Raw genomic sequence first — 21,856 nt, 5'->3', positions numbered from 1 at the left:
TGGCCACCGACACGGCATTCGGCGATCGCGCCGCCATGCTCGCCGGAGCGGCGGCGGCTGGGCTCGCCACGCTGGTGGTGCTGCATGCCCAGCACAATGCCAATCGCACTCCCGCCACCTCCGATGCGCCAAAGCCAGCCTAGGATCCGTCATCAGAGATCACAGATGGTGGCGATCGCGAACGCGCAGAACACCGGGTCAAGGCGAGATCGGAGATGGTGGCGCTGTGGACGAAGAGGGCGCCGCTCCCTGCCGCATCATCGTCTGTCCGGCCCGGTTGGCGGGACGATCTTCCGCCTCAGGACCTTGCCGGTCGGTCCCTCCGGCAGCGCGTTCGTGATCCACACCTTTCGCGGGTAGGCGGCCACCTGACTGTGACGTAAGCACGCAGACTCGTGGCCGTGGCGTGGGCGCCCGGCTTGAGAACGATTGGCTACCTCCTCACCCAGATCGGGGTTGGGGAAACCGACGACCGCGACAGCGGCCCCACTGCGGTGTCGTCCTCGTGCCGGTCGGACACGTCCTCGAGGGCTGGGATGGAGCTCAGCAGGTCGCCAAATTCTACCAGCCCACGACGACCGTACCGGCCCTGGCCTGCCGAGCACCGGCACGCGCCTCGTCGGCGCAGGCGTGCCAAGCGAACACCACCCGATCCTCTGAGTCGCCAAGGTGGTAGGCGACCTCCCGAGGCTTGAGCAGGGGTTCATCGGAACGATGATGCCGCCGGCCCGCAGTACGGCGAAGTAGGCGCGAACTCTGGGGTGTTGGATAGCCTGATTGCGACTCGGTCGCCGCGTTTCACGCCGCGGTCGCGGAGCAGCCCGGACACGCGGGCGCTGCGCTGGTCGAGCGTGCGGTAGGAAACCGTGTCGTCTTCCAAACGCAGTGCGGAGCGATCCGGATGGGTCCGGGCGCCGCGCATCACGTGGGCTGCGAGGTTCATGTCAGCTCCTCTTTCCTGCGCGCCAGTCCCTCAGTCACATAGCCCCTAGCAGGATCCGAAGGGGTCATGCCAGCGCCCGTGACGGCCATGTCCGCCATTCCGGGACGGGGTCGCGAAAGTGGTCAGCCTCGCCAGGGGACTCGGCTCGGCCCCAGGTATCAACGCTCAGCCGTGTTCGGGTAGATCCTGTTCCGCCCAGACGACCTTGCCGCCGGTTGTCCAGCGGCTGCCCCACCGGTGCGAGAGCTGGGAGACCAGGAGAATGCCGCGGCCGCCTTCGTCGCTGCTGCAGGTGTGGCGCAGGCGCGGGAAGGACTTGCCGGCATCCGAGACTTCGCAAGTCAGCAGCCGATGTTTGATCAGACGCAGGGAAACGGGTCCGGCGCCGTGGCGGATCGCGTTGGTGACGAGTTCACTGGTAATCAACTGCGTGTCAATGGCCAGGTTTTCCAAGCCCCACTGGGTCAGTTGCCGGGTCACCAGTGCGCGGGCGCGGCAGACAACGGCGGGGTCGCGGGGCAGATTCCATGAGACGGTCTGGACGGGGGTGAGCGAATGGGTCCGCGCCACCAGCAGCGTGATGTCGTCAGAGGGTGACCGAGTCGGCAGCGCCTCGATCACCGCGGAGCAGAGCGCTTCCAGAGACCGCTGGGGCTGGGCCGCGAGGGTCGCGCCCAACTGCCGCATCCCGGTGTCGATGTCACTCTCGCGGGCTTCGACCAAGCCGTCGGTGTACAGGGTAAGCAGGGACCCGTCGGGGAGGTCCACATCCACCGATTCGAAGGGGACCGATCCAATGCCGAGTGGAGCCCCTGAGGGCAGGTCGGGAAACGTCACCCGGCCTTGCGGATCGACGACCGCGGGCGGAGGGTGCCCGGCCCGTGCCATCGTGCACCGCCGGAGCACCGGGTCGTACACGGCGTAGAGACACGTGGCGCCGACCGCGGCGCAGGCCCCGTTGTCGACGTCGGCATCCTCGTCGGCCTGGTGCCGGACCGTGTCGTCGAGATGGGTCAGCAGTTCGTCGGGAGCCAGGTCCATGTCCGCGAGAGTGCGTACGGCCGTCCGGAGCCTCCCCATGGTCGCCGCGGCGTTGATACCGTGCCCGACGACGTCTCCGATGACCAGCGCCACCCGAGCGCCGGAGAGGGGGATCACGTCGAACCAGTCGCCCCCGACACCGTTGCCCGCATCGGCCGGCAGGTAGCGCGAGGCCGCCTCGATCGCTGTGCCGCTCCTCGAGCGCTGGGGCAGCAGGCTGCGCTGCAGTGCGAGAGCGGTGGCGTGCTCGCGCGTGTACTGGCGGGCGTTGTCCAACGACAGCGCGGCCCGGGTGACCAACTCCTCCGCAAGGAGCAAGTCGTCCTCCTGGAACGGCTCGGGATCCTCGCTGCGGATGAACAAGGCCACCCCCAGCACGGCATGACGCGCCAGGATGGGCACGAGCATCATGGAGTGCATCCCGTGCTCACGGATCGCCCGCGCCCGCGCGGGGTCGAGGTCCACCCAGGTACCCGGAGACGTGTCCAGGACCGGTTCGAGGTGGGAACTACCCGAGGACAGCACCTTGATCCAGGGCGAGGTCGGCGGCACGAGGATCAAGTCCCCACGCGCCCACGGCGACTCCGGGGTGCCCGAGTGGATCGAGGCCAGGCCCGCACGGCGGAACGTCTGGCGGCACTCCCCCGCCGAACGGACCGGGACCGTCGGCTCCTCGCCGAGCCGGACGCACTCCGCGAGGTCGACGACTGCGTAGTCGGCCAGGAGGGGCACGGCGAGGTCGGCCAGTTCCTGACCAGTCTCCATCACGTCCAGGGTGCTGCCTATCCGGGTGCCGGCCTCGCTGAGGATGGCGAGACGCTCGTGCGCCCGTCGGCTGCTGGTGACGTCCACGGTCAAGGAGCACACCCCCAGCGGTCGACCTTGGCTGTCGTGGAGGCAGAAGAACGACGCCGCCAGGGCACGCTCCCTGCATTGGTCGTCCACGGGCGACGCCCGGTACTCGTACGCCGCGCGAATGCCGCTGTTAAGCGCCTGCCGCATCACCGCCTCGAGCGCTTCGGATTCGAAGCCAGGTCGCGCATCCGTAAGGCGACATCCCAATCGCCGGCCATGCGGGACGCCGTCCAGGCGTTCCATGACCTCGTTGACCCAAGTGCAGCGCAGTTCCAGATCGCGGACCACAACGCCGATCGGCGTGCGCATGAGAAGCGACTCGCGCACCGATCCGGTGGTCGCCGATGACGACAGCGCGGCGATGTCGGTGCCGGAGACGAGCCAATGGACATTCCCGTCCAGTCCCCACAGCAGCGAAATCCGCACCCCCACCTGGAGCGTGCGGCCGTCGCGATGTCGAACCGCCGTCGTGCCGGACCAGCCGCCCCGCACGCGGCACTCCTCGACGAACGCCTGTACCTGCCACATGCTCCGGGACAGGGGCATCACGAACCAGACGGGTTGGCCCACCACCTCCCGGGCCGAGTAGCCGACGAGCCGTTGTGCGGCGCTCGTCCACGCGACGACCCGCCCCTCGGAGTCGACCATCGCGATTGCGGAATCGGTCGTCTCGAGCGTGGTGTACTGCTGCGTGCTGAGGCTGCCTCGGTAGGTGTCGGTCACTGAGGACCATCTCCTCGGATGGTTCTGGTCTCGAAGCATGGGCTGGCGTGCGCCGACCGCCGCAGAACGGATTCGGGGCGATCCCGCCAAAGGACGACGCTAGGGGTGGGAGGCACGGCAGCCACTGGGCGCGTAATACGACCTTCGCGCGAAATTTGGTGCCGTTGAACCAATCCACGCGGGCGGACTGCGTCGGTGTGCGGCCGGGGGCATCGCTGTCCATCACCGGCAGAAGAGCAAGAAGATCATGAGGCCGCTGTAGAATCGAACCATGGTTGCGGAATATCCCGGCACCGCAAAGCAACTGTCCGTTGTCGCGGAGAACGTAGGGTCACACCTGTCGGCGGTAAGCCACGACATAAGGCAGAATCTGATTGCCGAGATCCCGGATCTCAGGGGCGACGAGACCGTCGTCAAAATTCTCCAGGCGAGCGTCACGGAAAACGTCGCCACCTTGCTGCACATTTTCGAGAACGACATTCCGCTGGACAACGTCGAGGGGCCCGTGGCCGCCTCGGAGTACGCCAGGAGACTCGCGCAGCGGAATGTCTCCGTCAGCGCGCTGGTTCGGGCCTACAGGATCGGCCATTGGCGGTTCATGCAGTGGTGCCTCGATGAACTTGACCGGCAGGGCGCCGAAAGGGATCTGTGGGCCGCCACCAATCGGCACATGCTGCAGGTGAGTTTCGGCTACATCGACCGGGTGACCGAGCACGTCATCGACGTGTACCAGTTCGAACGGGAGCACTGGCTGCTCAGCCAGACCGCCGTGCGCGCCGCGCGGGTGCGGGACATCCTGGCCGAGCAGGATGTCGACCTCGACTGGGCGGAATCGGCACTTGGTTACCGACTCCGGCAGCATCACCTCGGAATGGTGGCTTGGCTGCCTCCGCTGACCGGCGAGGGAAATGGACTGTCCCGGCTCGACCGGATGGCCCATGTGATCGCCAAGGAATTCCAATGCCCTGCCAGGCCGCTTTTCGTCCCCCGCGACGAGATTCTTTCGTGGGTCTGGCTGCCGTTCGGCTCGCGTGTCGACGTTCCCTGGGATCGGCTGTCGAATATCGCCGAGCTCGGTGATCATTCCGTGCACTTGGGTTTTGGTGGCATGGGATTCGGAATCGATGGATTTCGCTGTACGCACCGGCAGGCACTGCGCACTCAGGAGCTGGCGGCCATGGCCGACCCGGCACCGCGGTTCACCGAGTACTCCCAAGTCGCTCCGATCGCCCTGATGGCCGGGAACATCCAGGACTTGCGCACCTGGGTGCAGAGCGTCCTGGGTCCGTTGGCCACCGACAACGAGAGCTGCGCACGGCTGCGGGAGACCGTGCAGATCTTCCTGAACAACGGTTGCAGTTACACCGCGACCGCCAGCGCCCAAATTCTGCACAAGAATACCGTCCAGTACCGCATCCGGAAAGCTGAGGAGACGCTGGGACACTCTGTCCAGCAAGGGCATACCGATCTGGAGGTCGCGTTGCTCGCGGTCCAGTACCTCGGCTCGACGCTTCTTCGCACCATCCCCGCATGACACGCCGGATCGGTGCCCGTGAGGTGCGACACGGCGGATTTCAGGACGGGGGGTCACAGCATCGCCTTCTGGGGTCGCGTGGGGACCACGATGACGGTGGTGGTGGCGGCGGACAGCGCGGCCTTGAATTCGCGTTCCAGGTCCTCGGTGGTGTCCACGTCGACCGCGCGGCAACCGAACCCTCGGGCCACGGAGGTGATGCCGAGCCCCGGCAGGTCGAGTCCCGGAACGCCGGGCGTCCCCTCCAGTACCGCGAACGACTTCAGGATCGAGTACTCCTGGTTGCGCATGACCACGTAGACGATGGGCAGCCTGTGCTGGGCCGCCGTCCAGATGGCCTGTACGGAGTACTGGAACGAGCCGTCGCCGATCAGGCCGACGACCGGCCGGTCGACACCCCTGTCCCGGTCGCCCAGCGCGATCCCCACCGCTGCCGGGACGCCCCAGCCGATGCCCCCGCTGGCCGTGGCAAAGAACGATCCGGTCCTGACTGTGGGAAGCCACTCGACCTGCTGGGCCATGGTGGAGGTGGTTTCGTTGACGATGACCGCGTCCGGAGGCCTGACTCGGCTGAGGGCGGCATACACCTCCGGCGGGGTGAGGGGACTGTTCGGCACCTGCGGAAGGTACCGGGGCCGCGGCATCGGTTCCGGCGTGGACCGTGCGGATCCGTCCGCGACCATGTCCTGCAGCAGCTCGATCGCCGTTGCGGGGTCGCCCAGGAGACTGTCGCCCACCCGTGCCGCCCCGGCGGCCGAGGGGTCGGCAGTGATCTGCAGCAGTTCCGTGCCCACCGGGAGGTGGTCGCCGGGGACGTAAGGGTAGTAGCGGAAGACCTCCGCCCCGATCACGACCACCAGGTCGTGCCCGTCCAACCGGCCGCTGATGGCCTTGACCGACATCCCGAGCGGACCGGCGAAGAGGGGATGGTCCTCCGGGAAGGAGGCGCGATCGAGCAGCGGCGCCCCGTAGACGGCCGCACGCAGCTTCTCCGCCAAAGCGACGGCCGCATCCCATCCGCCGCCGCGGTCCACCTCCGGCCCGAAGACCAGCGCGGGGCGTCGGCTGGCGGACATCCGGTCGGCGAAGCCGCGCAGTCGCTGGGTGTCGGGGGCCACCCGGTCGCTCACCGTCCGCACGCGGGCGAAGCCGGACAGCGGCTGCTTCCAGTCGTCCATGGGAATCGAGAGGTAGACCGGACCCGCCGGAGGCTGCAGCGCCATCGCGTAGGCCCGCATGAAAGCCTCGGGTACATCCTCGGCGCGCGCGGGTTCGTATGACCACTTCACCCAGGGTTTCGGCAGAGTGGTGGCATCGCGATTGCCCAGATACGGGTCCCCGATCATCAGTTCCCGATGCTGCTGCCCCGAGGTGACGATCAAGGGCGTGTTCCCGTGGAACGCCGCCACCAGGTTCCCCACAGCATTGCCGAGGCCGGCCGAGGAATGCACGTTGACCAGTGCCGGGCGCCGGGTGACCTGTGCGAACGCATCGGCCATCGGGACGACGGATGCCTCTTGCAACGCCAGGACGTAGGTGAAGTCCTCGGGAAATTCCTGGAGGAACGGCTCCTCGGTGGATCCGGGGTTACCGAAGACCGTGGTGAGTCGGAGGGTCCGCAGCAGATCGTAGGTCACGCTTCGGACAGTGGATTGCTCGGTCATCATGGGTCACCGGCTTCGTACGGTGTGAACAGGGGCTGTGCCTGTGGGCGCGGGCCATGAGCGCCGTGCGCGGCAGGGCGGGAGTCAGCGCCCCTGCCAGCGCGGCCGTCGCTTCTCGGCGAAGGCGCGGGCGCCCTCCTGCGCGTCCTGCGATGACAGGACCGGTCCGACGATCCGGTCCTGGTCGTGGAAGGCCTCCTGGTCGCCGAACGCGGTCCGTTCGTCGACGACCGGCTTGACCGCTGCCACCGCCAGCGGGGCGTTGCGCGCAATGCGGGCGGCGAGTTCCAGAGCCCCCTTCAGTGCTTCACCCGGTTCGGTGAGGTGGTTGACGAGGCCGAAGCGTTCGGCGCGCTCGGCGGGGAGGGGATCGCCTGTGAGCAGGAGTTCCAGGGCGATGTTGCGGGGGATGCGGTCGGGCAAGCGCACGATGCCCCCTTCGGGCGGCACGATGCCGCGCGTCTGGACGACCCCGTAGGTGAGCCCCGCCGTGTCCAGCAGTTCGCGCCACTCGGCCAGCGGCCGGGTCGCGAAGGTCTTGTCCAGCAGGGCGGCGATCTCCGACGCGTGCGCGCGGCGGCTGCGGGTGTCGGCGTAGCGCGGGTCCTCCGCCGCTTCGGGATGGCCGATGGCCTTCAGGAACGGCGGGACCTGCTTGTCCTCGATGACGAAGACGAGTATCAGCCAGCGGTCGTCGGCCGTCCGGTACATGTTCCCGAGCGCGTTCGGCGGGTCGGACCGGTCGACCGGGCGAGGGGGGGTCCCCCCCGACCAGTACGGCCTGCAGCCACAGGCCCGCCGCCCAGGCGCCCTCGGCGAGCAGCGACGCCGTGACCCGCGCACCCTGGCCGGTCCTGTCCCGCCGGTACAGCGCGGTCATGATCCCGGCGAAGAGCGTGATCGCTGTTGAGTGGTCACCGGACCCGACCACGTTCATCGCCGGCGGCACGCCGTGTTGGCGTGTGAGATCCATCAGGCCGCTGCGCGCCCAGTACGCCGTCACGTCGAAGCCCGGCAGGTGCGCGTCCTGTCCGTCCTCGCCGAAGCCGGTGACGTCGGCGTAGATCAGCCGGGGATTGAGGGGGGCCAGAGCGTCGTACTCCAGGCCCAGCCTCTCGCGCGTGGGCGGTGGGTGCGCTTGTTCCGGTTGTCCAGCTGCCAGGGGTAGTTGATGCCCTCGACATGGGGGTTGGGCGGAATCCGGTCGAGCGACCGGTAGGCGTCCCCGGTGTGCGGTGGTTCGACCTTGACCACGTCGGCGCCGAAGTCTCCGAGAACGGTGGCCGCGGCCGGTCCGGCGATGAAGCTGGCGAGATCGACGACGTGCAGTTCTTGGAGGAGGGGCGTGTTCTCCATGGCTGGTCCTGTTCTTCGGACGTGACGTGTACCGGGTCAGCGGGCCGGGGACGTGGGCACGACGGCGTTGTAGCCGGTGATGTCACGGCCCACGATCAGTGCCTGCACCGTGTCGGTCCCCTCGTAGGTGTTGATGGCCTCGATGTCGCACAGGTGCCGGGCCACGTGGTAGTCGAGGAGGATGCCGTTGCCGCCGAGCATGTCGCGTGCGTCGGCCAGGATGGCCCTGGCGCGCTCGGTGTAGTGCATCTTGGCCAGCGCCACACGCGGCATCGAGTACTTGCCCTCGTCCAGGAGCTGGCTGAGCCGGAACTGCATGCACATCATGTCGGTGATGTCCGCCAGCATCCGCGCCAGCCGGTACTGGACGAGCTGGAAGGCGGCCAGTGGTGTGCCGAACTGCTTGCGCTGCTTGGCGTAGGCCAGCGCGGTCTCGTAGCCGGCGACGGCGGCGCCGATCGCCTCCCAGGCGACGCAGAAGCGCGAGGCCAGGAGCACCTTCTCGGTGTCGCGGAAGGTGTCGACGTTCGCCAGCCGATTCTCGGCGGGCACCCGGACGTCGGTGAGGGAGATCTGCGCGTTCTGCACGCAGCGCAGTGCCGTCTTGCCCGTGATGACCTCGACGTCGAACCCCGGGGTGTCCTTCTCGACCACGTAGCCGCCCACGTGCCCGTCCTCGCCGCGCGCCCAGATGAGCACGTAGTCGGCGAAGCTCGTGTTGCCGATCCACCGCTTGTGACCGTTGAGGACGTAACCGTCGCCGTCCCGGCGCGCGGTCGTCTCCAGCTTGACCACGTCCGTGCCGTGCGCGGGCTCGGTCAGCCCGAAGGCGCCGATCTTCTCCAGGCGTGCCATCGGCGGCAGGAAGCGCTGCTTTTGCTCTTCCGAGCCCAGCAGCGCGATGGACATCATCGCCAGCGCCGAGTGCACCCCGGTGAACGTGGAGATGCTCAGATCACCGCGGGCGAGTTCGAGGATCACCAGCCCGGCCATCACATTGCTCATCCCCGGACAGCCGTAGCCGGAGATCTGGAAGCCCGCGATCCCGAGTTCCGCGAGCTTGGGAAGCAGCGGGAAGGGGAATTCCGCCCGCTCCCAGTAGGGGTTGATGATCGGGGTGACCTCGTGGTCCATGAAGTCCCGGACCCTCTGGCGGAGCGCCTTCTGCTCGTCCGTCAGGAGGTCGCCCAGCAGGTAGTAGTCCGTGTGCTCGGATCCGCCCAGCACGGGAGGCTGGACAACCGGGTGCCCGTTCCCGGGGCCCACGGTGGTGAGGTCGACGGGCGCCAGCGTGTCCTGGCCTGTCGCGTTCATCTACCGCTCCTTCCGTTCCGGAAGACCGGATCGTGTCGGTGACTTCGACGCTACGAGCACGCCGCACGGAAGCTATTAGCCCCGGAACACCACCTTTGGTCTGGTTTTGGTGGCCCCGAACCATACCTCCGACAGCGCCGTCGAACCTGCCTTGCAGCAGGACTTCGGGTGCACCGCAACTCCGCTCGGCCGACCGGCACCGCACATGACCTTTGACCAGGCGATTTGCAGCGAAGACCGGACAACGAGCGCAAGAAGATCTACGCTTCGGCGACCACGCCGGATTTACGCCTCCCAGCCCACCGGCGAGGTCCACGGATTCCTCGCCAGGACGCTTCGCCGAAGACAACGCCGGCAAGCCGTGGGAGCACCAGAGCCGCCTTGGGGCTGTCGAAGGAGTTCATCTGAGGAGGTGCGCGTCGACCGACGCACCTACAAAGCAACCCTCAGCATCAACAACTTGACGCCGATGATCAGCCCTGTAACTTCACGGCCTTGGGCTTTGGGGGTCCGAATGGAGGGTGTGTAAGGACGCGGGCGCAACGCACGGTGCACCTGTCCGGCCGCCTTTGCAGCCAGGGTGCAGAGCACCTGCGGGAGCGAACCGGAGAGGGGTGGTGTCAGGGCGCCGGCGACCTCATGTGCGGCGGATCACCAGTACGGCCACGTCGTCGGCATGGTCTACCGCGAGCGCGGCGTCGAGGATGCGGTCAGCGGTCTGCTCGGCGTTCAGTCCGTCGTGGAGGGCTGCGCCGGCCAGTGTTCCGGCCCGCTCCAGTCCGGCTTCCAAGGTCAGGCCCGGTCCTTCGACCACGCCGTCGGTGACCATGATCAGCGCGCTGTCCTTGTCCAGGGTGAAGGTCTCCTCGCGGTACTCGGTGTCGGCCACGACTCCCAGGACCGGCCCACCCGGCAACTCGTGGATGCTGTGGCTGCCGTCCCTACGCGCGCACAGCACCGGCACATGGCCGGCGCTGGCGCCGGTGACCTGTCCGTCGCACGGGTCGAGATGCAGCATGGTGCAGCTGGCGAACCGTGCCGCATCCATCGTGGTCAACAGCTCGTTGGTACGCCTCAGCACGGTTGCCGGATCCGGTTCCTGGGCGGCGATCGCACGCATGGACAAGCGGACCTGCCCCATGAGGGCGGCGGCGTCCACGTCGTGCCCTTGGACGTCGCCGATCTCCAGTGCGATGGCGCCGTCGGGCACAATGAAGACGTCATACCAGTCTCCGCCGATATCCAGCCCGTCCCGGCTGGGCCGGTAGCGGGCAGCCACCTCCAAGCCCGCGAGGTTCTCAGGCAGCCTGGGGAGCATGGTCTGCTGCAGCGCAGTGGCCAGTTCGACTCGTGCCTGCTGCAACCTGACGCGCCTCAGCGCCTGGCCTGCCAGGTCGGCGAGGGTACCCATGAGGGTGTGCTCCTCCGGGGACGGGCGGTGTCCGCTGCCGTAGAACACCATCCACGCCCCGAGTGGCTGATCCCCGGTCTCGCTGAGGGGGGTGATGGAGGTGGTGTAGTCGAAGCCGAGTCGGCCGAGCCGCGGAAATCCGGCCCCATGCGGCCAGCGGTGGATGTAATCCTCCCGGTCGCGGATGAACTGCGGCCGGCCGCTGCGGATCGCCTCGGGCAGCGGGCTCGGTTGGTCCAGCGGCAAGCCGTGCAGGGCCTCGACCTCCCACATGGCCACCCGGGCATCGGTGGAGACGAGCAGGCGGCCTTCGTCGACGAGTGCGAGCAGGGCACCGGTACCACGGAAGGTCGCGGCGAGCCGGGTCAGGACGACCTGCTGCACCTCCTGCTCCGTGGCTGCGCTGATCAAGGCGGAGGAGAAGTCGGTGATGTCCTTAGCGCGCTGTCGCTCGGCAGTCAGTGCGGCATGCGCCTTCTTCTTGCGCTTTTCCTGCTTGGTGTCGTCGCGGACCACCCCGAAGATCCGCTCCGGGCCGCCATACCCCAACTGAATCCGACGGCTCTGAGCAGCCAGTTGGTGCCACCCATCGTGCTCAGTGAGGTACCGCAACCTCACCCAGGGGGACTGCGCGGGGGCTGAGCGCAGGAGCTGCCGCAAGGCCGCACGGTCGTCAGCGTGCACTGCCGAGATCACGCTGGAAAGCGACACAGTGGGATCCGGGAAGAGCGCGGCCAGGGCGGGTACGCCACCAAGCCATCCCATACTGTTGTCACGGGACGAATACATCCACAGGCCGAGGTCAGCGGCCGTGGTGGCCATCCGAAACGGGATCAGCAGGCTGGCCAGGTCGTTTCGCGCGTCCAGTGCATGCACCCAGACCAGTTGCTCGTCACCGGCGGGATCCTTCACTTGCCGCGCCTCGATCAAGCAGACAACGGGTGCTCCGCCTCGCCCGGGGAACTCCATCACCTGCATCGCGACCGTCTTCGTCCTGGCGGCGTGGAGCACGAGACTCCTGGCCGACATGCGCTGGCTTGCGGGCCACAGATCACCAAAGTCACGTCCCAGGGACTGCTCTGCCAGCCTGCCGAGCGCCGTGGCCATCGCGGCGTTAAGGCTGAGGATGGCACCGTCCAGCCCGAGTAGAGCCGCCGGGTCAGCCCTTCGAAGGAGTGCGTCCGAGGCGTCCATCCGTGACTCCCTGGCACATACCGAAACAGTCTCTTCAGCAATCTTTGCGCATTTTGCCCGTCACCGAGAGGGTGCGGCGCATGACTGACCAGTCACCTAGAGTGACGACTATGCCTCAACAGAGGCCAACGACTCCTCCGATGGGTGATTGTGCGCTGGCAACAAGCTATCGCCCCAGTTTCGTACGGTCAGGACATGGGCGCCGCCTGGCCTCCTTCGCACGCTGGGGAAGGCGCTGTGCCGGCCGACCCAGACCGGGTGAAGCGAGGAGGATAGGCGCGATGGATCCAAAGCTCGGCGGGCAGTTCGGGAATCGCCTTAATGAGATCCTTGTCAACGTACTGTCCCGCGTGGTGTCGACTGTGCCCGTGGTCGGGCAGAGCGCAGGGCGCAGCTGGCGCCGTCGCTTCTGTCGGGCGTCGCGAGTGGCGCGACCGAGTGCACCCAGCGAGCCGACGGGCACAACCGACAGACGCGGGCCACTACTTCCAGCACGGAACGACGCAGTCCCGAAAGGCGGTAACGCCGTCGCGCGGCGCAACCATGGCCCGTGGTCGAACATGAGAAGAAAGGGCCTCTCCCGGCGGGTACGGGAAGAGGGCCGGCCGTTCTCGCCTGCGCTCCTGATTCCGCTGCTGGTGATCGTGCTGGACTCGGTGGTGGCACTCTTCACGCCCCACCTGCAGTTCTACCGGTTGATCGGGGCGGCGCCGGCGCTGGCCGCCGCGATGTTCTCCGTGGCCGGCACGCTGGGCATCGGGCTGCTCGCCCTGATGGCCGGGTTCGCCATCTCCGCCGCCGATCACACTCTGGGCCGGGCGCCGGGCAATTTCACCCTGCTCGCGATCATGGTCGTCACCCTGGCCGCCACCTACGCTAGCCGGGTACGGCAGAACCGGGAGCGCACCCTCGCCGAGGTCCGCACCGTGGCGGAGACCGCGCAGCGGGTGCTGCTGCGCCCACTCCCGCAGCGCCTCAAAGACATCGACGTCGAGGTCCTCTACCGGGCCGCCGCCGCACAGGCCTGCATCGGCGGCGACTTCTACGAGGCGATGCAGACCCCGCACGGGGTGCGGTTGATCATCGGCGACGTCCGCGGCAAGGGACTTCCAGCCGTCGAGGTCGCCTCGGTCATCCTCAGCACGTTCCGGGTACTGAGGATGAGCGCGCCCGACCTGCCATCCCTGGCAGGACACATGGAGACCGTCATGAGCCATTACTCCCGAGAGGTCCCCGACGACGCGCTGGAGCGCTTCGCCACCATCGCGCTCGTGGAGATCCCCGCCGGGGAACCGATCGCGCGCGTGCTCAACTGCGGCCACCCTCCGCCACTACTGTTGCACGGCGGCGAAGTACGCGAGGTGGAACCCAGCGCGCCGTCACCCCCCATCAACATGGCGGACCTCGTCGGCGACCACTACCAGGTCGACACCATCCCCTTCACCCCCGGCGACCGCCTGCTGCTCTACACCGACGGCGTCAGCGAGACCCGCGACCGGACCGGGACCTTCTACCCCCTCGCCCAGCGCGTTCCCCGATGGGCCCTCGCCCCGCCCCGCCAACTCCTCGACCACCTCCACCAGGACCTGCTCACCTACGGTCACGGCACCCGCGACGACGACCTCGCCGCCCTCGTCGCCCATCGCGTCACTCCACACCCCTGACCCGCACCGCCGCACCCCTGTGCCCACCGCGTGCCCGTACGGAGGGCACACCACGTTGGACAACGCGGAATCACGGCGACTTGCCAGCTCCCCCATCGCTCGCCATGACGGCGGCCTCCGCCATGGACCTGGTGCTGGCCGCCGCGGTGGGCGTCGCGGCCAACGCAGCAACGAGCGAGGACCGATGGCCCGGAGTCCTGGACGTACTGCACCGCCACCCGTGGACCGCCGTCGGAACGCTGCTCGCGCTCGCCGTGGTCACCTTCGCAGCCCGGACCTGGAAACAAGAGGCTCGCCAAGCGAATGATCCGCCGCTGCCGCCACGGGCGGTCGTACCGGAGTGGTTCGTGGCGCGGTCCGAGACACGGCAAGCGGTCGCGGCAGTCTGCCAGGAGACCGGCGGGGCGGTGGGCCTGACCACCGCCCTGTCCGGGGCCGGGGGCTTCGGTAAGACCACCCTTGCCACCGCGGTGTGCGCGCACCGGCAGGTGCGGCGGCACTTCCGCCGGCGGATCTACACCATCACCATCGGTCGCGGGACTCCTTGGGCTACTACGTCCCTCCGCGCATGGCACCACTGCCGCGGGGGCATCTATGACGCTGTTCGGTCTCGGCTCGTGCCTTGGCCGGGCCGTCTCCGGCCAGCTGACCAACCGCGCCGGCCAGCGCACCGCGCTGGTGCTCCAGTTAAGTCGGAAGAAACCCCCAGGTCAGGTGGGCCATCACTATTGGAATTCTCGCCTCGATGTCCTGTATTTTCCCACCTGACGTCACATCAATTTCTCACTGGCTGTCATCCGTAGCTCTGCCCCGCACAGCCAATCCAGCACGTGATACGGATGCCAGCCAGAAGAACGCCGGACACTGAAAAGAGAACTCATCCGGACATCGAAGTGAGACTCAGCACGCCGAGACGTACAAGCCACGGGTACCCGGACGGTGCAGATGCCGCACAGCGCGGTCCAGGCCACCCTGTTGATCCGGGCGCAGCACCGCCCGCCCTGACGCGGGATCCGGGACGGCGGAGAGGGGGTGGCGGTGCTCATGGAGAGCATTCTCCCGGGCCAGTGGGTAGCGGGCCGAAAGTGCCGGAGAAGGGGACGGATCCGCAACCTGGGGAGGCATGCAGAACGGCGCGCCAGTGGTCACCTTTGGGCGGCATCAGGTGACTGCGCCCCTGCCATCAGCCACGCCGCGGCCCGGGTGCAGTCCGCAGATTCTCAGAGCGTCCGTGCGGGCCTCCGCGTAGGCAGCCCGCACGGAGGCTTCGTAGAGGCCCCATGCGGCCGCCACTGTCAGGCCGTCGGCGCCGTCGAGCCACTCCGCCCGCGACCGGGCGGGCTCGCTGGTGTACAGGTCGTCCCACTCCCACGCCCACCGGCCGCGCAGCTCGTGCACGTTCGGGTCGCTGGCCAGCTCGGTGCCGTCCGACCCGTACACCGCCGGGCCGAGCTGCCAGACCCACAGCCGGTCGGGCACCTCGCTGCGGATGTCCCTCACGCCGTTGCCGACCGTGCGCGACCACCACTGCGCCGACCACGTCTCGACGCGGGTCGCCCCGCCCGGGTTCTCGCTCCAGGCCGCGGAGGTCTCCAGCGCGTGCGCCCGCTTCCAGAACCCGACCAGGCGCTCCCCGAGGTGCACGATGTACACCGTGCCCCGGGCGCCCGGCACCGGCGCGGTCGTCTCCTCGGTGTCGTCGTCTCGGCGCAGCGACTCGTCGATCGTGTCCATCGCCGCGTCGTCGGCCTCCGGCAGCAGGTGTCCGTACCGGTCGGACGCCGTCTGGATCGACTCGCGCCCGAACCGCCGCTGAACGTACGTCAGCGAGTGGCCGGCGGAGATGAGCGCCGAGGCGTGGGAGTGCCGCAGGTCGTGAAAGGCCGGCACCTTGAAGTCGAGCAGAGTGCCCTCGGCATGCGCCTTGGCGACGGCAGCCATCCAGCGGTCGTAGAACGTGCTGTACGGCAACCACTTGCCTTGCCCGTTATGGAAGAACACCGGCTGGTTGCTACTGAGCCCGTACGGGCCCGCCTGGCACAGCTCCCGCCACACCTCGGGCGACGCCCACAAGGTGGGCCGCAGCTTCTTTGCCTTCGGCCGCCGAGGTAGTCGCCTCGGGCCTTCTCCTACTTACAGGCGGGCGCGACGCGCAGCATCGGCTTGGCCAGGTCGGCGTCGACTGCGTAGGGGCGCGAGCGCGGCCATCGCGCACAACGTAATGCGTTCTCAGTCAGCTGACACTACGCAGCCGACCGTGCGCCAAAGGGGCGGGCTAAGTGTCGCTTCGATCGTAGACATGGCGTCGTCGTCGGCCTCTGGAAGCAAGTGGCCGTAGGTGTCTGACGTCGTCGTAAAGGACTCGTGTCCAAGACGACGCTGCACGTACGTTAGAGGATGCGAGGCCGAGATCAACGCGGCTGCGTGAGAATGCCGGAGATCGTGAGGGGTGGGGTGCTTCTCCGGCGGCAACAAGCCAGAGTGCCTTGCTCGCCTAACGGCACGATGCCATCGTCCCGAGAAGGTTGCATAGGAGAGGCGTTGCCCGCTATCGCCCGTGAAGAAGAGCGCATCATGCTGTAGGCGATTGAGACCCAGTTCCTCGAGGGCTTCCATCACCCCCGCGCTCACTCGGAGGGTACGCCGGCTACGTCGCGTCTTCGGCGGACCGAGAAAGTAGCCCGTCCCGCCATCACGCTTCCATGCTCGGCGCACCCGGATCTTGGGCTTATCAGTGTCGACATCCTGTACGCACATGGGTGCCAGCGCGGTGATCTCCGACCACCTCAAGCCCGTCCCGTACTTCACGAGTACGAGTAGCTGGTCGCTGCGCCGTTCCATGCACGAGATCAGGCCCTCGACTTCGGTCGGCGTCAGGAACTCGATGTCCTCGCCGTCCACGCCGCCGTCATCGTCGCAGCGCGGCAGCACAGTGAGTTCACATGGATTCCGGGCGCGAAGTGGCGGCTCAGCGGTCACAGCCTCGTGTCCGAACTCCTCAACAGCTGTGGCGAACGCGTGAGCCGACGCCTCATCGGCGAAGGTCTCCGACTGCCATTCGCCTGTGCGTGTGCCACCGAGGCGCCACTTCACTCGGTAGCCGATGATGTCTCCTGCGCGGTTCCTTCGCGCCTGCACGCTCGCCATGGATGCGATGAAAGCAGTCCGTGTGGCCGCGGTGTGGCCTCATCCAGGGAACATCACCCTCGTGTTTCGGCTATTTTCGCAGGACAACGCGGGTGCGGAAGGCCACGCACGGAGTAGTACGACGACCTCTTCCATGCAGACAGCCGATCACCGGCTTGGACTTGGGGCAATAAGTATGGCCACATGCCAAGCCCGTTGGCCTGGTAACCCCGTTGTCGGCCGCCCAACCAACTCCCTGGCGAGCCCTGCACTTCGAGCGAGCATCGAGCGAGCAGACGATCTTCGAAGAGGGTACCCCCGGATTCCTGGAGCGGCTGGTGCCAGGTCCTCCCAGGTCCGAGGGCTGCGACCCCGTCACGCCTTGCAGGGGCGGCAGGATTTGAACCTGCGGCGTGCGGGTTTGGAGTCCGCTGCTCTGGCCGGGCTGAGCTACGCCCCTTCGGTGGCTCCACCTTGACATGTGCGGCAATGGGCCGGCCACGCAATTTCCGGGGCGGCGAAGGCTGGTCAGCCGCCCGGGCGTTCGTAGCAGTCGCAGTTGCGCTGGGCGGTGATCCTGCCGTCGCGGAACTCCAGGAACGGCGCGATGTGGGCGCGCGGGACGTGGCCGGCAGGGTGCTCGGACACCTTCCGTATTAGGGACTCACGGTTCGGGCCGGCTTCCGTTGGATCGACCGAAGCATTCTGATCGTGGTCTCGTCGGTGAGCCCCATCGGTCATTTCCATGAGTACGGGCTCCGGCTCGACTTTCTGTGATGCGGCACGCCGAGACAAATAGATACCTGGGGGCGCTGTCCGTCCCTGATCCGGCCCCGTCGTGTGTGGCACGGCTGTGGCACGTCGTTGCGAACCGACACCCGTCTGACGCGCAGCGCCCCGGCAGATAGCCCGCGAAGCGCGTCATGCATCATTCTTCGGGCGGCGCTGGACGGCGCTGCGGGACGAAGGACCAGAACATGCCCGATCGACTCGGACCTCTTGCGTTCACCGACGGGGAGTGGGTGATCGGTGATCCCGCTGGAGACCACGTAAGGCTGAGGAAGGAGGGTCTATCGCACTGGGTGCAGGGCGTCGAGACCCAGCAGATTCCGTGGGCCCGCGTGATGGACATCGTGCTCGACGTCCAGCCTCACCGGCACAACCACTCGAAGAGGCTGCGGAAGGTTGCGGAGATCCTGTCTTGGCTCGGCCAGCCGACCGAGCACGTGGGGCTCCCCGCTTCCATCGGGGGGCTTGCGCGCTGTCCCTATGAAGAGTGGAGCGCGAACTTCACCCACCATGCCTACCGGTACCCCCGGCGGGAGATCACCGCAGCTTGCAAGCTACTCGACGAGGTAGCGACCAGCGGCCGAGTTGCGCAGCTCGGCGACGCCGAGTGGCTCGCCGCCATTACCCAAAACCTGAGCGGCCACCGGTACGGCTCACGCGCACTCTTCCCCCGCAGGCGGGCAATCCGAGAGGTCCTGGAAGCCGACCCGGACCGCCGCCTGTGACCGTCATGTGCTCACAGCCCTACGGCCGGCACCGGGCAGACCTCCTGCGGGCCGCCCGGAGGTCATCCACCAGCCAGTTCTTCCCCAAGACGGCCCAGTCGCGGGGGCTCAGGAATCGGCACTGCCCCCGAAGCGTTCCCGAAGGTCATTGGTGATCGTAGACATCACGGCAATGCCGTCCGGGGCCGAAAGCTCGGAGAGCGGAAGCTCGACCTGTGGGTCGTAGCCTTGTATGCCGGTCTCGCGTTCGATGATCGCGCCTAGCGCATACGCCATGCCGAGGACGTGTTCCGCCTTGTCCCCCATGTGCCAGTAGGGCACCGTGATCGTTACCTCGTCGATGAAGACAGATGCCTGAATGCCTGTGGCGTGGTGCGTGAGCTCTCGTGTCTCATCGGTCTCGAAGAGATTGAGCTCGCCAAGCAACCCCCGAGCCTGAGGGACGATGCGGTCCCACGCGTCGATGAGCTCTGGCGTCACCGGCCCGTCGAGAACGTCCTCACTTTGCGCTTCGAGCTCCTCCAGGGCGTCGTCCCACGACTGCTCTGGGCGCCGGTTCAAAAAGTAGATGTCGTAGCTCACGGCGGAACCTTAGAGCCCCGGCACCTCTGCCACCAGGCAGGAGGTCGGGGCAGCGGCTTCGGGCGGGAGCTGCCTTGGGCGAGGGATCGGGGGCCCGTAAACTTGCGGCGACTTGGGCAGCACTTGTTCGGTCGGCGGCGACCCATGCGGCGTCCGGCTCGTCCTGGCGCACGAAGCTCGCCGCGGCTACCTGGCAGGTCCGGGCCGGTACGGCGTGGAGCTCCGCGCGTTCGGCTTCGGGGCCCTGGCGTACGGCGACTTCGAGTTGCGGAAGGACCTCTGGCTTCCCGCCCGGCTTTCCAAATCAGTTGGAGTCGCACGGGGCTGTTCATCTGCATTCGCGCGGGGTCGGCGGTACAGGCGGCGGCTCCGGTCTCGCCATGAACCCTCGTGCACGGTGCTGAATGAGGCGGAACACAAGACGGGGACTGCGGTGGAACGAGTAGAGGCTGAGCTGTCCACCGATGGCAACGACGCCGTACTCCGCCAGGTCGCCGCGCCCCACGGCACAAGCAGTCAGGCTCTCCGGCATGGGCCGGCACTCGCGGCCAAGCATGGAGAGGCCCCTCCTGGACCCGCCACGGGAGACCGTCCCATGGTGCGGAGGAGTGGATGACCGGGGGGTTGCGGGCCGTAGCTTCGTGCGGCCCGGGCCGCCGCGATGGGCGCGCGGGGCGGGCTGTGCGTGCATAGGGTGGGAGGCGCTGGGGCGGCCGGGGCGACGGGAGGCTGGGATGAGCGCACAGGGCACGGACGCGTACACCGACGGCAACGCGCTGGCCGGGCCGCTCCGGGAGATCTTCGCGGTGGACATGACGGCTGCCGAGGGCCGCTGCGTGGGCTGCGGGCGTACCGGGCCGGTGGCCACGCTGCGGGTGTACGACCACTCCCCCGGGCTGGTGGCCCGCTGTCCCGGGTGCGACACCGTGATCCTGCGGGTGGTGCGCGGGCCGTCCGCCGCGTGGCTGGACCTGCGGGGCTCGGTGAGCATGCGCATCCCGCTCCCCGAGTGACGTCGCCGGGCTGACAACCGGCCCGGTCGACCGCCGCACGGGTCTTGGCTCTTCGTGCCGTGTGCCCAACACTGTGGCGATGACGACGCGAGCGGAGTGGGAGATCCTGCTGGACCGGCTGGCCGTCGACGAGCTGATCAGCGGCTACGCGGCGGCCGTCGACGACGGCGACTGGGCGGCGTACGTCGCGCTCTTCGCCCCGGACGGCCGGGCCGATTATTCGTCCGCGGGCGGCATCGCCGGACCCGCCACCGAGGTCGCCGACTGGCTCTCCTCGACGATGCGCCTGTTCCCCGTGCGCCAGCACCTGGTCGTCAACCGCCGGATCGCCCTCGACCCGCCGTCCGCGGTGGCGCACGCCGACTACGTCAACCCCATGCGGCTCGGCGAAGCGGGGGCGGGCCCGACCGCCCCCAACTTCGTGTGCGGCGGCCGCTACACCTTCGGTCTGCGGCACACCGGGACGGGCTGGCGGATCGCGGAGGTGCTCGTCCTGGAGAAGTGGCGCTCCTGAGGCGGGGGCGGAGCGGGCAAAGCGGGCGGAGCGGGCGGAGGGCGTACGAGCGGGCAGGGCCACGGACGCGGGTGTATCCAAGAGTCATGGATGTTGCACGACGCCTGGAACAGTGGGGGCGGTCGTGGCGGCCCGGGCATCTGCTGGTCGCCACCATGCTCACGCTGATCCTGATGGTCACCGTCGTGGACATCATGTCACCGCCCGACGTCCATCTGGGGCCGTTCCTGGTCGCCGCCCCCGCGATCACCGCGTCGTTCGCGGGGGCCAGGACGACCGCGGTCGTCGGCGGCGTCGCGGTGGTCGCGCAGGTCCTCGTGGCGGCGGTGCGCACGACACCCCTGGACCTCAACCACTCGGCGCAGATCGCCACCCTGGCCCTGATGTCGGTGCTGGCGACCTTCTTCGCCCATCTGCGCGTGAAGCACGAGCGACAGGTGACCCGGCTGCGCTCGGTTGCGGAGACCGCGCAGCGGGTGCTGCTACGGCCCATCCCCCGGCGCATCGGGCCGCTGCGCATCGCCTCGGTCTACCTCGCCGCGGAGGAGGAGGCACAGATCGGAGGGGACCTGTACGCGGCTGTGCGCACGGACACCGGGACCCGGGTGATCGTGGGGGACGTCCGCGGCAAGGGCATGGAGGCGGTGAACGAGGCCGCGCTGACCCTGGGCGCCTTCCGTGCCGTGGCGCACCGGCAGGCGGAATTGCCGGCGCTGGTCCTGTGGCTGGAACAGGCGATCTCCTCCGACCTCACCGACCCCGCGGCCGAGGCCGGGCCGACCGAGGACGAGGCGGAGTCCTTCGTCACCGCGGTCGTCGCCGACATCCCGGACGACGAGCCGGTGGTCCACCTCGTCACCTGCGGTCATCCCCCGCCGCTGCGGCTCCACGAAGGCCGCGTGACCCCGCTCGACATGCCGGCGCCCGCGCCGCCGCTGGGGCTGACGCAGTTCGCCGGCGCGGAGCCCTCGGTGCGTACGTTCGCCTTCGAGCCGGGCGACACCCTGCTGCTGTACACCGACGGTGTCGTCGAGGCGCGCGACGTGGCCGGGTCGTTCTACCCGCTGACCGGACGGCTCGCCGGGCAGCCGGCCGGTGATCCCGAGGCGCTGGTGGAACGGCTGTGCACGGACCTGCTGGCCTACGCGGGAGGCTGCCTCGGCGACGACGCGGCCGTGCTGGCGATCAGCCGGTCCCCGGCCCTGGTGGCGGCGACCGGCCGCGCGGGTGGTCGCCCGCCCTCGGCGCCGCCGCCTCCCCATCAGGCGGCGCCCCCGGGGTGAACGCCGTTGCCCGCCGCGGAGAGCGCGGTCACCCGGCATCCCGGAGGGCGCTCGGGGTATCCGGTCTGTGACACGGGGAGACCACGACCGGAACAGACCAGAAGAGGGGGGAAGTCCGTGGCTCG

The 21,856-nt window shown here is 68.3% G+C and carries 17 protein-coding genes, 1 tRNA gene and 1 pseudogene; 7 read left to right on the top strand and 12 right to left on the bottom strand.

Annotated features, from left to right (window positions below; genetic code table 11):
* Positions 1 to 703 precede the first annotated feature (703 nt).
* Positions 704 to 943, bottom strand: coding sequence for an AMP-binding protein (locus PV410_RS12315; RefSeq protein ID WP_500324121.1), 240 nt, complete (start codon positions 941 to 943; stop codon positions 704 to 706).
* A gap of 165 nt (positions 944 to 1,108) precedes the next feature.
* Positions 1,109 to 3,562 carry a SpoIIE family protein phosphatase gene (locus tag PV410_RS12310; protein ID WP_500324120.1) on the bottom strand — a complete coding sequence of 818 codons (2,454 nt, stop codon included), beginning with the start codon at positions 3,560 to 3,562 and terminating at the stop codon, positions 1,109 to 1,111.
* A 271-nt stretch (positions 3,563 to 3,833) separates the two neighbouring features.
* Here PV410_RS12310 and PV410_RS12305 point away from each other — a divergent pair, with 271 nt between their 5' ends.
* Positions 3,834 to 5,096: a PucR family transcriptional regulator gene (locus PV410_RS12305; protein ID WP_500324119.1), complete on the top strand. Its 1,263-nt coding sequence runs from the start codon at positions 3,834 to 3,836 to the stop codon at positions 5,094 to 5,096.
* 53 nt (positions 5,097 to 5,149) lie between these two features.
* Here the strand turns inward: PV410_RS12305 and mdlC are convergent, their stop codons facing one another.
* From mdlC to PV410_RS12275, 6 genes and pseudogenes are all read right to left on the bottom strand, one after another.
* Entirely contained in the window at positions 5,150 to 6,733 is a 1,584-nt protein-coding gene (gene mdlC, locus PV410_RS12300; protein ID WP_500324118.1) for a benzoylformate decarboxylase, read from the bottom strand.
* A 111-nt stretch (positions 6,734 to 6,844) separates the two neighbouring features.
* A complete protein-coding gene (locus tag PV410_RS12295; RefSeq protein WP_500324117.1) occupies positions 6,845 to 7,603 on the bottom strand; it encodes a CoA transferase in 759 nt (252 codons plus the stop codon).
* A pseudogene (locus PV410_RS12290) lies at positions 7,593 to 7,829 on the bottom strand (CoA transferase); the annotation flags it as partial. The gene PV410_RS12295 and the pseudogene PV410_RS12290, both read right to left, overlap by 11 nt.
* Positions 7,826 to 8,116 carry a CoA transferase gene (locus PV410_RS12285; protein WP_500324116.1) on the bottom strand — a complete coding sequence of 97 codons (291 nt, stop codon included), beginning with the start codon at positions 8,114 to 8,116 and terminating at the stop codon, positions 7,826 to 7,828. The gene PV410_RS12285 and the pseudogene PV410_RS12290, both read right to left, overlap by 4 nt.
* Before the next feature lie 36 nt (positions 8,117 to 8,152).
* Positions 8,153 to 9,430 carry an acyl-CoA dehydrogenase family protein gene (locus tag PV410_RS12280; protein WP_500324115.1) on the bottom strand — a complete coding sequence of 426 codons (1,278 nt, stop codon included), beginning with the start codon at positions 9,428 to 9,430 and terminating at the stop codon, positions 8,153 to 8,155.
* Positions 9,431 to 10,067: 637 nt separating this feature from the next.
* Positions 10,068 to 12,035, bottom strand: coding sequence for a SpoIIE family protein phosphatase (locus PV410_RS12275; RefSeq protein WP_500324114.1), 1,968 nt, complete (start codon positions 12,033 to 12,035; stop codon positions 10,068 to 10,070).
* A gap of 560 nt (positions 12,036 to 12,595) precedes the next feature.
* Between PV410_RS12275 and PV410_RS12270 the strand changes: the two genes are divergently transcribed.
* Together PV410_RS12270 and PV410_RS12265 are read left to right on the top strand one after the other, a co-directional pair.
* A complete protein-coding gene (locus PV410_RS12270) occupies positions 12,596 to 13,699 on the top strand; it encodes a PP2C family protein-serine/threonine phosphatase (RefSeq protein ID WP_500324113.1) in 1,104 nt (367 codons plus the stop codon).
* A 594-nt stretch (positions 13,700 to 14,293) separates the two neighbouring features.
* Complete coding sequence (locus PV410_RS12265; protein ID WP_500324112.1) at positions 14,294 to 14,467, top strand: hypothetical protein; 174 nt, start codon at positions 14,294 to 14,296, stop codon at positions 14,465 to 14,467.
* Between the two features lie 393 nt (positions 14,468 to 14,860).
* On the opposite strand, the gene PV410_RS12260 is transcribed toward PV410_RS12265, so the two are convergent.
* From PV410_RS12260 to PV410_RS12250, 3 genes are all read right to left on the bottom strand, one after another.
* Positions 14,861 to 15,700 carry a tyrosine-type recombinase/integrase gene (locus PV410_RS12260; RefSeq protein WP_500324111.1) on the bottom strand — a complete coding sequence of 280 codons (840 nt, stop codon included), beginning with the start codon at positions 15,698 to 15,700 and terminating at the stop codon, positions 14,861 to 14,863.
* A 228-nt stretch (positions 15,701 to 15,928) separates the two neighbouring features.
* On the bottom strand, positions 15,929 to 16,846 hold the full coding sequence (locus PV410_RS12255) for a site-specific integrase (RefSeq protein WP_500324110.1): 918 nt from the start codon (positions 16,844 to 16,846) through the stop codon (positions 15,929 to 15,931).
* Positions 16,847 to 17,210: 364 nt separating this feature from the next.
* Positions 17,211 to 17,285 (bottom strand) — tRNA-Trp (locus PV410_RS12250).
* Positions 17,286 to 17,802: 517 nt separating this feature from the next.
* Here PV410_RS12250 and PV410_RS12245 point away from each other — a divergent pair.
* Positions 17,803 to 18,339, top strand: coding sequence for a hypothetical protein (locus PV410_RS12245; protein WP_500324109.1), 537 nt, complete (start codon positions 17,803 to 17,805; stop codon positions 18,337 to 18,339).
* A gap of 108 nt (positions 18,340 to 18,447) precedes the next feature.
* Here the strand turns inward: PV410_RS12245 and PV410_RS12240 are convergent, their stop codons facing one another.
* Positions 18,448 to 18,921 (bottom strand): hypothetical protein, encoded by a 474-nt coding sequence (locus PV410_RS12240; RefSeq protein WP_500324108.1) that lies wholly within the window; start codon positions 18,919 to 18,921, stop codon positions 18,448 to 18,450.
* Between the two features lie 734 nt (positions 18,922 to 19,655).
* Between PV410_RS12240 and PV410_RS12235 the strand changes: the two genes are divergently transcribed.
* From PV410_RS12235 to PV410_RS12225, 3 genes are all read left to right on the top strand, one after another.
* On the top strand, positions 19,656 to 19,934 hold the full coding sequence (locus tag PV410_RS12235; protein WP_499509531.1) for a DUF6510 family protein: 279 nt from the start codon (positions 19,656 to 19,658) through the stop codon (positions 19,932 to 19,934).
* 79 nt (positions 19,935 to 20,013) lie between these two features.
* Entirely contained in the window at positions 20,014 to 20,448 is a 435-nt protein-coding gene (locus PV410_RS12230; protein WP_500324107.1) for a nuclear transport factor 2 family protein, read from the top strand.
* Between the two features lie 86 nt (positions 20,449 to 20,534).
* Entirely contained in the window at positions 20,535 to 21,731 is a 1,197-nt protein-coding gene (locus tag PV410_RS12225) for a PP2C family protein-serine/threonine phosphatase (protein ID WP_500324106.1), read from the top strand.
* The last annotated feature ends 125 nt before the right edge of the window (positions 21,732 to 21,856 follow it).

The sequence above is a fragment of the Streptomyces sp. PA03-5A genome (assembly GCF_033792725.1).
GTDB lineage: Bacteria > Actinomycetota > Actinomycetes > Streptomycetales > Streptomycetaceae > Actinacidiphila.
This window is presented reverse-complemented; position numbering and strand designations above follow the sequence as displayed.